Annotated in this window: 12 protein-coding genes; 8 read left to right on the top strand and 4 right to left on the bottom strand. The window is 70.9% G+C overall.

The genetic code is table 11. The annotated features are described in order from the left end of the window. Positions 1–56 precede the first annotated feature (56 nt). Together B0I31_RS03475 and B0I31_RS03480 are read left to right on the top strand one after the other, a co-directional pair. Complete coding sequence (locus tag B0I31_RS03475; RefSeq protein ID WP_425444343.1) at positions 57–935, top strand: EamA family transporter; 879 nt, start codon at positions 57–59, stop codon at positions 933–935. Beyond that, positions 916–1497, top strand: a complete 582-nt coding sequence (locus B0I31_RS03480) for an NAD(P)-dependent oxidoreductase (protein ID WP_245949629.1) — start codon at positions 916–918, stop codon at positions 1495–1497. Before B0I31_RS03475 ends, B0I31_RS03480 begins: the two co-directional genes overlap by 20 nt. 61 nt (positions 1498–1558) lie before the next feature. Here the strand turns inward: B0I31_RS03480 and B0I31_RS03485 are convergent, their stop codons facing one another. Then, positions 1559–4168: a glycoside hydrolase family 3 protein gene (locus B0I31_RS03485; RefSeq protein WP_106613780.1), complete on the bottom strand. Its 2610-nt coding sequence runs from the start codon at positions 4166–4168 to the stop codon at positions 1559–1561. Between the two features lie 268 nt (positions 4169–4436). Between B0I31_RS03485 and bdeA the strand changes: the two genes are divergently transcribed. From bdeA to B0I31_RS03500, 3 genes are all read left to right on the top strand, one after another. After that, entirely contained in the window at positions 4437–5306 is an 870-nt protein-coding gene (gene bdeA / locus B0I31_RS03490; protein ID WP_219910592.1) for a bis(hydroxyethyl) terephthalate hydrolase, read from the top strand. 340 nt (positions 5307–5646) lie between these two features. Continuing rightward, positions 5647–6243, top strand: coding sequence for an RNA polymerase sigma factor (locus B0I31_RS03495; RefSeq protein ID WP_106613782.1), 597 nt, complete (start codon positions 5647–5649; stop codon positions 6241–6243). Continuing rightward, positions 6240–7118: a hypothetical protein gene (locus tag B0I31_RS03500; protein WP_106613783.1), complete on the top strand. Its 879-nt coding sequence runs from the start codon at positions 6240–6242 to the stop codon at positions 7116–7118. Before B0I31_RS03495 ends, B0I31_RS03500 begins: the two co-directional genes overlap by 4 nt. Before the next feature lie 24 nt (positions 7119–7142). Here B0I31_RS03500 and B0I31_RS03505 read toward each other — a convergent pair whose 3' ends face one another. Then, positions 7143–7589 carry an Lrp/AsnC family transcriptional regulator gene (locus B0I31_RS03505; RefSeq protein ID WP_106613784.1) on the bottom strand — a complete coding sequence of 149 codons (447 nt, stop codon included), beginning with the start codon at positions 7587–7589 and terminating at the stop codon, positions 7143–7145. Between the two features lie 93 nt (positions 7590–7682). Between B0I31_RS03505 and B0I31_RS03510 the strand changes: the two genes are divergently transcribed. From B0I31_RS03510 to B0I31_RS03520, 3 genes are all read left to right on the top strand, one after another. Continuing rightward, positions 7683–8516, top strand: a complete 834-nt coding sequence (locus B0I31_RS03510) for an LLM class flavin-dependent oxidoreductase (RefSeq protein ID WP_106613785.1) — start codon at positions 7683–7685, stop codon at positions 8514–8516. Further along, positions 8513–8956 carry a nucleoside deaminase gene (locus B0I31_RS03515; RefSeq protein ID WP_245949633.1) on the top strand — a complete coding sequence of 148 codons (444 nt, stop codon included), beginning with the start codon at positions 8513–8515 and terminating at the stop codon, positions 8954–8956. Before B0I31_RS03510 ends, B0I31_RS03515 begins: the two co-directional genes overlap by 4 nt. A gap of 474 nt (positions 8957–9430) precedes the next feature. Continuing rightward, complete coding sequence (locus B0I31_RS03520; RefSeq protein ID WP_106613787.1) at positions 9431–10102, top strand: lytic polysaccharide monooxygenase auxiliary activity family 9 protein; 672 nt, start codon at positions 9431–9433, stop codon at positions 10100–10102. A 47-nt stretch (positions 10103–10149) separates the two neighbouring features. On the opposite strand, the gene manA is transcribed toward B0I31_RS03520, so the two are convergent. Together manA and B0I31_RS03530 are read right to left on the bottom strand one after the other, a co-directional pair. Further along, positions 10150–11253, bottom strand: coding sequence for a mannose-6-phosphate isomerase, class I (gene manA / locus B0I31_RS03525; RefSeq protein WP_106613788.1), 1104 nt, complete (start codon positions 11251–11253; stop codon positions 10150–10152). A 10-nt stretch (positions 11254–11263) separates the two neighbouring features. Beyond that, positions 11264–12211 carry an ROK family protein gene (locus tag B0I31_RS03530; RefSeq protein ID WP_106613789.1) on the bottom strand — a complete coding sequence of 316 codons (948 nt, stop codon included), beginning with the start codon at positions 12209–12211 and terminating at the stop codon, positions 11264–11266. Positions 12212–12306: the final 95 nt, after the last annotated feature.

The following is a 12306-nucleotide window of genomic DNA, read 5'->3' on the forward strand; positions in this document are numbered from 1 at the left end:
GGACGGGCCGAGATACCTTAGCGGTGAGCTACTTTGTCTTAGTGCTAAGCAAATGGGTGACCGCGTTCGCCCCCGCCGTGTGGGGCACGACCTACTTCGTGACCACGGAGTACCTGCCGCCGGACCGGCCGTTGCTGGCAGGGCTGTTGCGGGCGTTGCCCGCGGGGTTGTTGCTGGTCGCGGTCACGCGCCGGCTGCCGCGCGGCGACTGGTGGTGGCGTTCGCTGGTGCTGGGCACGCTGAACATCGGCGTGTTCCTGCCGCTGCTGTTCCTGGCCGCGTACCGGCTGCCGGGCGGTGTCGCGGCGACGGTCGGCGCCGTGCAGCCGCTGGTGGTGGCCGGGCTGGCGGTGGTGCTGCTCGGGCAGCGGATGACGACGCGCACGGCGCTGGCCGCGATCGCGGGCATCGTCGGCGTGGCGTTGCTGGTGCTGCGGGCCGACGCACGGCTGGACGTGGTCGGCGTGGCGGCGGCGCTGGGCGGTGCGGTCGCGATGGCGGCCGGTGTCGTGCTGAGCAAGCGCTGGACCACGCCCGCGCCGCTGCTGGCCGTCACCGGGTGGCAGCTCGTGGCTGGTGGCGTGGTGCTGCTGCCGGTGACGTTCGCGGTCGAGGGCCCGCCGCCCGCGATGACCGCGGCGAACGTCGGCGGCTTCCTGTACCTGGGCGTGATCGGCGGTGCGCTGGCGTACGCGCTGTGGTTCCGCGGGATCCGGGTCTTGCCCGCCACGCAGGTCACGTTTCTCGGCCTGCTCAGCCCGGTCGTGGCGACGCTCGTGGGCTGGCTGGTGCTCGACCAGGGGCTGACGGCGTGGCAGGTGCTCGGTGCGGCGGTCGTGCTCGGCGCGCTCGTGGTGGCACAGCGGACGACGGTCCGGAAGGTCGAGGAGAAGGGGGTCAACGGTGTGGATCACCGTGTTCGGAGCGTTCGGTAGCGTCGGCCGCCGGGTGGCCGAGGAGGCGCGGCGACGGGGCCACGAGGTCACGGCCGTCAGCCGGAGGTCGGGTGCGGGCGGCGAGGTCGGTGACGCGCGGGTCGTCGCGGACGTCGTGCGGCTCAGCGCGGGACGTGACCTGGTGATCAGCGCGACCAGGCCGGTTGACGGGCGGGAGGGTGAGCTGGTCGAGGCCACCCGGGCGTTGCTCGCGGGGGTGGCGCGGACCGGCGTGCGACTGCTGGTGGTCGGTGGTGCGGCCACGCTCGTGACGCCTCAGGGGCACACGGTCGAGGAGGCACCCGACTTCCCGGACGGGTTGAAGCCGATCGCGCGGGCGTGCGCCGAGCAGTTGGCGGTGTGCCGGGCCGACCGGGTGGCCGACTGGACCTACCTGAGCCCACCGGCGGTGCTGGAGCCCGGTGGGCGGACCGGCGTGTTCCGCCTCGGCGGGGACGAGCAGGTCGGCACCACGATCTCGATCGAGGACTTCGCGGTGGCGCTGCTGGACGAAGCCGAGACGCCGAAGCACCAGCGGACCCGGTTCACCGTCGGGTACTGAAGTCGGGTGCTGAGAACAGAGGGGCGGGCCCGTGCTGGGCCCGCCCCCGGTTCCGCTCAGCTCACGACAGTTCGGCGCACGTCTTGGCGTCCGGGTCGGCCGCCGCCTTCGGCACCCAGCGGACGTTCGCGAACGACGCCTGGAACGCGCCCTCGGTGTAGACCAGGAACGGCGTGTTGACGTTCTCCAGGTCCAGCCCGCTGTTGCCGAAGCACGAGACCGGGATCTTCACCGTGGACTTCACCCCGGTCGGCAGGCCGCCGAACAGGCCGGTCGCGTTGACCTCGGCGAAGCACGGGTACTGGCAGTGCGTGCTCACCACGGTCCGCGCGGCGGGCGCCTGGTGCACGATCACGTCGAACACCAGCGCCGCGTCGGCGTTGAGGTACCCGCGCAGGTCGCTGCCGCCCGCCGGGTCCTGCAGGTAGACCTGGCCGGGCCCGGTGCCGGTCCAGGTCGTCTTCATCGCGTCACCCTGCACGTTGACGTCCGCGGGCACGACGTTGATCGAGCTGTGCGCCGCCTCGCCGTCCGGGCCGAGCTCCGTGCCGCCCCAGTTGTCCGGCGAGCCGATGTAGCTGCGGTACGGCGCGATGTCGGTGCGCACGTGCAGCTCCAGGTCCTCGGTCGCGGTGCCGCCGCCACCGTTGCCGGAGCAGCCGAACTCGGGCGAGGTCTCGTCCAGCCTGCCGACGTTGCCGGTCTGCCAGCTCCTGAGGCCGTAACCCGGCTTGAACAGCGGGTCGCCGTCGCCGTTCAGCGGGGTCTGGCAGGCGCTGCGCGGCCACGAGAACGACAGCTCGCCGGTGAAACCGGGGTAGGTGTGCTTGCCGCGCACCAGCAGGTCGGCCACGCCGCCGCCCTCGGTGCCGGGCAGCCACGCCGCCACGAACGCGTCCGAGCGGTTCAGCTCCTTGTTGACGTGCAGCGGACGGCCGGACACGTAGACCGTGACGACCGGCGCGCCCTTGCCGCTGACCTTGTCCAGCACGGCCAGGTCGTTCGGGTAGAGCTTGGCCGCCTCCAGCGAGCGCTTGCCGAGGTCGCCGACGCCCTCCGCGTACGGGGTCTCGCCGATCACCGCGACCACCGCGTCGAACCCGGCCGGGTCCACGTCGCCGGTCTCGCTGAACACCACGTTCGCCTCGCCGAGCGCTTCCCGCAGCCCGCCGAGGATGGTGGTGCCGTTGGGGAAGTCGGCGTTGGTGTTGCCGGTGCCCTGCCAGGTGAGCGTCCAGCCGCCGGTCTGGTTCTGCAGGCTGTCCGCGCTCTTGCCCACGACCAGCACCTTCGACCGCGGCGAGAGCGGCAGCACCCGGTTGTCGTTCTTGAGCAGCACCTGCGACTCGCGCACCGCCTTGCGGGCCAGCTTGCGGGCCTCCAGGGCGTCCGCCGAACCGGCGTGGTCGCGCTGCGACGGCTTCTCGCCGTCCAGCACGCCCGAGCGGAGCTTGACGCGCAGGATGCGGGTCACCGCGTCGTCGATGCGGGCCATCGGGATCTGACCGCCCTCGACCTGGGCGACGGTGTTGGCGATGAACGCCTTCCAGTCGTTGGGCACCATCACCACGTCGATGCCCGCGTTGATCGCCTGCGGGCAGGACGAGTTGGTGCAGCCCGCGACCTGGCCGATGCCGTTCCAGTCGGAGACGACGAGGCCGTCGAAGCCCATCTTGCCCTTGAGGATGTCGTTCACCGCGAGCTTGCTGCCGTGCAGCTTGCCCTCGGTGATGCCCAGCTCCTCGTTGGTCCAGCTGTTGAACGACACCATCACGGTCTGGGCGCCCGCCGCCAGCGCGCCGTAGTAGCCCTGGCCGTGCACGTTGATCATCTCGGCTTCGGACGACGGGTTGACGCCCTGGTCCTTGCCGCCGATCGTGCCGCCGTCACCGATGAAGTGCTTGGCGGTGGCGAGCACGCCGACCCGCCGCTTGCTGTTGCCCTGCAGGCCCAGGGTGGCCTCGTAGCCGTACGCGCGGGTGATCCGCGGGTCCTCGGAGAAGCCCTCGTACGTGCGGCCCCACCGGTCGTCCAGCGGCACGGCCAGCGTCGGCGCGAACGCCCAGTCCTGGCCGGTGGCGCGGATCTGCTCGGCGGTCGCCTTGCCGATGTCCCGGATCAGGCACGGGTCGTGCGCGGCGCCGAGGCCGATGTTGTGCGGGAAGATCGTCGCGCCGTAGACGTTGTTGTTGCCGTGGACGGCGTCGATGCCCCAGATCACGGGCACCTGCGTGCGGCTGGCCTTGGACGCGTCCCAATAGGCGTCGGCCAGGGCCAGCCACGCCTCGGGCGCGGCGTGCTTGTCGCGGTTCGGCCACGAGCCACCGCCGTTGAGGACCGAGCCGATGCCGTACTCGCGCACCTCGTCCGGGGTGATGGCGCCGATCTCGGGCTGGGTCATCTGGCCGACCTTCTCGGCCAGCGTCATCCCGGCGAGGATCCGAGCGACCCGCCGCTCGTCGGCCGGGGTCGACTCGACCCGGCTGTCGACCTTCGGCCACTCCGCGAGCTCCGGCAGGTCCCGCTCGATCCGGGCGCAGCCGTGCTCGGTGCGCGGCTCGCCGATGACCGGCTGTCGCGAGGTCGGTTCCGGGGAGGCGGCGGCGCCTCCGGTGATGAGACCGGCGGCGAGCACCGCGGCCAGCGCGGCGCTCAGGGTTCTGCGGGGCATTCGGCGGTTCCGTTCGTCTTCGGGTGCGACGGCTCTGTCGCGCCCGATCCTGGTGACGTGGCGAACCGGGGTCAAGACCTTCGTGGGAGCGCTTCCTCGCAGGTGGGGGTTCCGGTTTCGACCGTGCCGCGGAGTGAATCCTTTTCATGTCACGGTGCGTATCGAGACAGTTACTTGACGCTGGAGTAGGTAGCGGCCAGACTGCCCCCGGTAGGTCCCGTCCACTCAGGACTCTTCGATGAAGTCCTTGCCACGCTGGGAAAACGCCATGTCCCTGAGGTCTCCCCTGTCCCGTCGCGCCGTGATCCTCGCCGCGACGGTCGCCCTCACCACCTCCGGCGCGGTCGCCCAAGCCGCGGAGAACCCCTACGAACGGGGTCCGGCACCGTCCACTTCGAGCATCGAGGCCACCCGCGGGCCGTTCGCCACCAGCCAGGCGACGGTGTCGTCGACGAGCGTGCGCGGCTTCGGCGGCGGCACGATCTACTACCCGACCAGCACCGCCGAGGGCACGTTCGGCGCGGTCGCCGTCTCGCCCGGCTACACGGCCTCGCAGTCCAGCCTGTCCTGGCTCGGACCGCGGCTGGCCTCGCAGGGTTTCGTCATCTTCATCATCGACACCAACTCCCGGTACGACCAACCGGCCTCGCGCGGTGACCAGCTGCTCGCCGCGCTGGACTACCTCACCACCAGCAGTTCCGTGCGCGGTCGCATCGACGCCACGCGCCTGGGCGTGATGGGGCACTCGATGGGCGGTGGCGGCGCGCTGGAGGCCACCAAGGACCGGCCGACCCTGCAAGCGTCGATCCCGCTCACCGCGTGGCACACCACCAAGACCTGGTCCTCGGTCCGGACGCCCACCCTGGTCGTCGGCGCGGAGAACGACTCGGTCGCCTCGGTGACGTCGCACTCCGAGCCGTTCTACACGAGCCTGCCGTCGACGCTGGACAAGGCCTACCTGGAGCTGAACGGCGCCAGCCACTACGCGCCCAACAGCTCCAACACCACGATCGCCAAGTACAGCATCGCGTGGCTCAAGCGGTTCATCGACGACGACACCCGGTACGAGCAGTTCCTGTGCCCCGCGCCGCGCGGCACCGCGATCTCCGAGTACCGCGACACCTGCCCGCACTCCTGATGCGGGCACGGCGGGCCGTTCACGCTTCTGAACAGGGGGAACGGCCCGCCACGGTGAGCGGGAAAGCGCTTGCCACGGTCGAGCGCGGTGCGCTACGGTCGATTTCCTGGGAACGTTCCCAGACAGGTTCGTCCCGCAACGCACGGCGGCGGCGTTGTCGGGTCCGAGGGGCCGTCGCCGGAGTGGCGGGCACGGGTCGAGAGCGCTCTCGCCCCTGCCCCTGGTCGTCTCGACGATGAGGTCGACCTTGCCGGCGGCGGCCCTACTCGGTGCGGCCGTCCTGGGGTTCGCGGAGGAAACGCGAGGCAACACCTCCCCGACCGGCGGGCACTAACGGGACATGACGACCGATGACCCTGACGACCGCACCCTGTGGTCACAGGCCGCGGCGGGGAGCGGACCGGCCTTCGGCGTGCTGTTCGACCGGCACGCCAAAGCGGTCTACAACCACTGCTTCCGGCTGACCGCGTCGTGGGCGGCGGCAGAGGACCACCTGCAGAACACGTTCCTGGTCGCCTGGCGCAAGCGGGACCGGCTGCGGCTGGAGCACGACTCCGCCCTGCCGTGGCTGCTGGCCGTGGCCACGAACGTGGTGCGCAGCGACCGGCGCACGGTGGCGCGCCGGCTGCGGCTGTTCCGCAAGGCTCCGGTGGAGACCCCGGTGCCCGACCACGCCGACCAGGTGGCCGAACGGGTCGACGACCAGCGGCGGATGGCGGTGCTGCTGGCCGCCGTGGCGGAGCTGCCGCGCAACGAGCGGGAAGCCCTCGCGCTGTGCGTGTGGTCCGGCGTGTCGTACGCCGACGCCGCCGGCGTGCTCGGCATCGCCGAGGTGAGCGTCCGGGCCAGGGTCAGCAAGGCGAAGGCCCGGCTGACCCGCAGGCTGGGCGCGGCACCGGTCGTCGCAGTCCCCGCGCTCACCCTGGAGGACCGATGAACCACACACTCCCCCCGACCCGGGACGTGCCACCCCGCCGCCAGGCCCAAATCCGCGCGCGGCTGGAGCAGGAGGTCGGCCGCGGACGCCGTGCCACCCGGTTCGCGCCCCTGATCGCCGCCGGTGTCGCCGCGGCGGCCGTCATCGCGCTGGTCGCGGTCGCCGCGCCGTGGCAGCGGGGCGGCGCCGACACCGCCGCGTCGCGGTCCGGCTACCCGACCACCGCACCGCCGAGGACCTACTCGACCGCCGAACGGCCCGTCATCGCGAACCTGTCGCCGGAGCGGGTCGCCGAGGTCGAACGGGGGTGCGTGGAGAGCGCCGGCATCGACGGGAAGGCCGTGCTGCACCAGTACGTCACCGACACCATCGGCACGTTCGCGCTGCTCTACACCGAGGACGCCATGCTGAGCTGCACGGTCGACGGTCCGACCATGCCGTACAACTCGGGGTTCACGGCCATGCTGGAGATCGAGTGGCTGCCCGGCGAGTTCGCCGCGGACGAGATCGGCTCGGCGTCCGGCGGCGACGGCGGCAAGCCCGAGTACGCGGGCAAGCCGGGGTACGACATGGTGGCCGGCCGGGTGTCGTCGAAGGTGGCCAGGGTGACGTTCACGCAAGGCGGGCAGACCGCGGAGGCGACGATCGCCAACGGCACGTTCGTGGCGCGCATCCCGCGACCGTCTGACTGGGAGGTGCCCGCGGACCGGGGTGCCGGGGACGTCCGGGCGTACGACGCGCAGGGCGGGTTGCTCGGCACGTTGGAGGCGTTCTCGCGGGAACGGTGCTACATGAACCCGGAGTACGTGATCGTGGTCGGGAACAAGGAGGCGGACCCGACGACTTGCCTGCCCGCGGTGTCGTGGCGGCACTGACCTGTGCCGGCGGGGTGTGTCGTGCTAGGTCGGCGACACGCCCCGGTACGGCAGGGTCTGGCGGTAGACGATGTTCGTGGTCGTGCTGCCGAAGCCGGTCAGGTCGTTGACCACCTGTTCCAGGTGCGGCATGGAGGTGGCGGCGACCTTGAGCGTGTAGCAGTCGTCGCCGGTGGTGCGCAGGCACTCCAGGATCTCGGGGCGTTCGGCGAGCAGCGCGTGCAGCGGCTCGTGCCGGTTGCCGGGGTACTTCAGGCGGACGACGGCGAGCACGGCGTAGCCGGTCATGGCCAGGTCGACCTCGGCCCGGTAGCCGGTGATCACGCCGGTGGACTCCAGCCTGCGGACGCGTTCGGTGGTGGCGGAGGCGCTGAGGTTGACCCGGCGGCCCAGCTCGCTGAACGCGATCCGGCCGTCGCGTTGCAGCTCGGCGAGGATGGCCCAGTCGGTCGGGTCGAGGCTCGCGGTCATCTCCGGACTTTACCGTGGAATTCGCGGTGAGAGCGGCTTGATACCGGGCAGGCTCTCTTCAGGACGGGCGGTTTTCCGCATAGCGTTGGTCCGGTGCAGATAGGCGTGAACGTACCGAACTTCGGGCCGGGGACCTCGCCGGACGTGCTGCGGGACTGGGCGCGGACGGTCGAGGGCCTCGGCTTCGACCTGCTGATGGTGTCCGACCACGTGGCCGTGACGCCGGACGTGGCCGAGCAGTACCCGGCGCCGTTCTACGAGCCGTTCACCGCGCTGGCGTGGCTGGCCGGGGTGACCTCGCGGATCCGGATCGGCACCACCGTGCTCGTGCTGCCGTACCGGCATCCGTTGCTGGTGGCGCGGATGGCCGCGAACGTCAACGAGCTGTCCAGCGGGCGGTTCGTGCTCGGGGTCGGCGTCGGGTGGGCGCGGCAGGAGTACGAGGCGCTGGGCGTGCGGTTCGCCGAACGCGGCCGGTTGACCGACGAGGGGTTGCGGGCGGTGCGCGCGGCGTGGCGGGACGAGGCGGACTACCGGGCCGGGCGGATCCCGATCTGGGTCGGTGGGCACTCCGACGCGGCGCTGCGGCGGGCCGTTCGGCTCGGGGACGCCTGGCACAGCTTGCGCCTCACGCCAGGGGCGTACCGGGAGGCGCTGGGGCGGTTGGAGGCCATCGCGGAGGAGGAGGGGAAACCGTTGCCCGCGTTGGCTCCGCGGATCTTGTTGCACATCACGGAGGACGAGGCGGGGCCGGAGCGGCGGTTGGGCGAGGGTACGGTCGCGCAGGTCGTGGGTGACCTGGCGGAGTTGCGCGCCTCGGGGGCCGAGGCCGTGGTGCTGGACCCGTTCGTCGGGGATCCACAGGAGACAGTCCACCCGGAGGTCGCATGGCAGGCGTTGGCCACCGTGCGGAAGGAGTTCCGATGAGCTCGGGGAATACGGCTGGGGCGGCGGGGTTGGCCGGCCTGCGCAGGGCGGTCGAGTTGGCGGCGGAGGCGCGTGCGGCGGGGAATCCGCCGTTCGGGTCATTGTTGGTGGGGCCGGATGGGGTGGTGTTGGCGGAGGAGCGCAACACCAGCTTGACGGATGACGACATCACCGCGCACCCGGAGTTGAAGTTGGCGCGGTGGGCGGCGAGGTCGTTGTCGGCGGAGGTGGCGGCGGGAACGACGATGTTCACCAGCTGCCAGCCGTGTGGGATGTGCGTGGGGGCGATTGAGCGGTCGGGGTTGGGGCGGGTGGTGTTCGCGTTGTCGACCGAGCAGTTGAACGCGTTGAAGCCGGGTGGCGGGTTCGCGGCTGTGCCTCAGGAGGGGCCGGCGTTGGTGGAGGAGGCGGTGGTTCCGGTGAAGGGGTACTACCGGTAGCTGTTCCGGCTCAGTGGTTGGGTAGGGCTCAGTGGTTGGGTCAGGCTCCGTGGTCTAGTTCGGCTCACTGGTCTAGTTCGGCTCACTGGTTGGGTCAGGCTCGATTTGACATGGGGCCCCTTACGGGCACTCCAGGCAGGCCAAAGCCGGGCAGGCCTGGCGGATAAAACGCCCGCCAAGCCTGCCCGGCTTCGACCAGCCTAAAGCACCCGAACCCCATGTAAAATCGGGCCTTTTGCGGTCGAGTGCCGGGTCCGTTGTGGGTGGTTGTTGCATGCCACGAGGGCGGGTGGCGGGTCCGACGTAGGTGTGGCCGGTTCCGTCGTTCGGCGTGGATTGGTCTGGTCGATGTTGGCTCTGAACCGAAAAAGGTTCGTGGGGCTATGGGGTTCACAGATTGTGCGCGGTTCGCTACCTTGGGATCTGGGAGCGCTCCCAGCCCTGTAGTCGGCATCCTCAACGTGGAGGACACACATGACCTTCAGACGCGGTATCCGCTCGGTAGTCGGCGTCTTCAGCTCGGTCCTGGCGGTCCTCGCCGCCAGTGTCGTGGTCCTGGTGGGCGCATCAGGCGTCGCCAGCGCGCACGGCTCCGTCACCGACCCGCCGTCGCGCAACTACGGCTGTTGGCAGCGCTGGGGCAGCGACCACCTGAACCCGAACATGGGTCAGACCGACCCCATGTGCGCTCAGGCCTGGAAGGCCGACCCGAACGCGATGTGGAACTGGAACGGCCTGTACCGCAACGGTGTCGGTGGCAACCACCAGGGTGCCCTGCCCAGCGGTCAGCTGTGCAGCGGTGGTCTGGCCGAGAGCGGTCGGTACCGTGCGCTCGACACCGTCGGTGCGTGGAACACCACCAACAAGCCGCGCCAGTTCACCCTGACCATCACGGACCAGGCCAAGCACGGTGCGGACTACCTGCGCATCTACATCACCCGCCAGGGCGTCAACACGGCGACCACGCCGCTGCGCTGGAGCGACCTGGAGCTGGTCACCTCGACCGGTCGCTACGGCACCACCGGCCTCTACCAGGCCCAGGTGAACGCGGGCAGCCGCACCGGCCGCCACGTGGTGTTCACGATCTGGCAGGCCAGCCACATGGACCAGGCCTACTACCTCTGCAGTGACGTGAACTTCCAGTAATAGCCGGCATCAGGGTGCGGGCGGGCCTCCCGTCCGCACCCTGATGCTCACGTCAGGTTCGTGGTGGCCCAGAACGCTTCACCTTGTCCGGCGACGTCGGCCGGGTCCTCGCTGTGCGGCAGGAAAACCGACTCGCCGCCACGCAACACGACCTCCTCACCACCGCGCTTGACCGCCACAGAACCCTTGGTGCACAACAAGAGCTGCGGACCACCGCCGGTCAGCACCGCGCCCGGCTGCACCGCGTGCAGGCGGAACTCCGGGTCCGGCGTCCGGTAGGTCCTCAGTGGACTGTCGTCACCTTCGCCGTCGAGCACGGCCGGCGGTCCGGGCTTGGGGTCGACCAGCGACAGCACCGCGTGCACGTCCACCGGCTTGGTGGTCAGGCCCGCGCGCAGCACGTTGTCGGAGTTCACCATCAGCTCGACCCCCGTGCCGCGCAGGTGCGCGTGCAGGACGCCCGCACCGACGTAGACCGCCTGCCCCGGCCGCAACCGCACCGCGTTGAGCAGCAACGCCGCCACCACACCCGCGTCGGCCGGGTAGAACTCGGCCAGCTCCACCACGTGCGCGAGCGCGGGCACCCGCACCGCCGCCGAGGCCACCTCGGCGACCAAGCCGGCATCGGCCGCGTGCAACGCCCACCGCAGCGCACCCCACGTGTCGCCGACCGACAGCGCGGCCCGCATCGGCGTCAACGACGGCAGGTCCAGGTCGTCCAGCAACGCCACCGTCCCAGCCGGCCGGCGGAAGCCCGACAACGTCTCGAACTCGGTCAGCGCGACCAGGATCTCCGGCTTGGCCCGGTCGTCGCGGTAACCGTGCTCCGCGAACCCGACCACGGCCTGATCCCGGTTCGGGTGCACCTGCAACGACAGCGGCGCGTCCACGGCCAACACCTTGAGCAGGAACGGAAGGCGCGGCCCGAACGCGGCCAGGCTCGCCGGACCGAGCAGCCCCGCCGGGTTGGCCGCGAGGTAGGCGTCCAACGGCACGTCGCAACCGGCCAGCCGGGACGGGTCGTCCGGGTGCGCGCCGACCCACAACTCCGCCTGCGGCACCACGCTGGGCGACGGCTCGCCGCGCATCTCGGCCAGCGCGGTCCGCGAACCCCAGTGGTACTCCCGGACGATGGTGTCCAACTTGCGCACGGTGATTCCCTCAGATTCCCACGGGCACCCGGTCGTCCGCGAGCAGTGCCGCGGCGCCGATCAGGCCCGAGTCGACACCCAACGTCGCCGGGCACACCTCGACCCGACGCATGAACTCCAGCCCCGCGTAGTCCGCGAGCGGCTCGCTGACGGCGGGTTCCAGCAGGTCCCAGGCCTGCGCCACCCCACCGCCGATGACCACGCGATCGATCTCGCACAACGCCGAGGCCACCGTGATGACCTGCGCCACCGCCGCCCCGGACCGCCGGAAGGCCGCCACCGCCGTGGGATCCCCCGCCCGCGCCGACGCGGCCAGCGCGACACCGTCCGCCGTGCCGCCCAACGGCTGCCAACCCTGCTCCAAAGCCCAGCGCACCATCGACGGCCCACTGGCGATCGCCTCGGAACACCCGTTCGCACCGCAACCGCACAACGGCCCCGCCGGATCCACCACGAAGTGCCCGACATGGCCCGCGTTACCGGTAGTCCCGAAGTGCGGCCGCCCGCCGAAGACGAACCCCCCACCGATACCGGTCGACACCACCATGCCGAGCAAGCACTCACTACCCCGCCCGTTGCCGTGGTGGTACTCGGCCAACGCCATGCACAACGCGTCACCACCGAGCCTCACCGGCAACCCGGGCAACAACCCACCAACCCGCGCGGTGATCGGAAAGTCACGCCAACCCGGAATGTTCACCGGACTGATCGTCCCGCTGCGCAAATCCATCGGCGCCGCCGACGCGATCCCGACGCCGAGCACGGTCCGGCCGGCAGCAGCCGCGAGCAGATCGTCGAGCACCCCGGCAAGCCCACCCCAAACCGCCTCCGCATCACCGGCCGGCGTCGGGGTGGTGCGGCGAGCCAGCACAGCACCATCCGACTCGACCAACGCCACAGCAAGCTTGGTGCCACCGATATCAATGGCGACCGCAACCGGGTCGAGTCCGTGCCCCATGCGACTTAGTTAAGCGGTTAACCAAAGTTTCGTCAAGACCCCACTCGACCGCTGCGCGGCACCTTCCCCACCCCGCCACCGCACCAAATCGGACC

The organism is Saccharothrix carnea, assembly GCF_003014735.1.
In the GTDB taxonomy this organism is placed as follows: domain Bacteria; phylum Actinomycetota; class Actinomycetes; order Mycobacteriales; family Pseudonocardiaceae; genus Actinosynnema; species Actinosynnema carneum.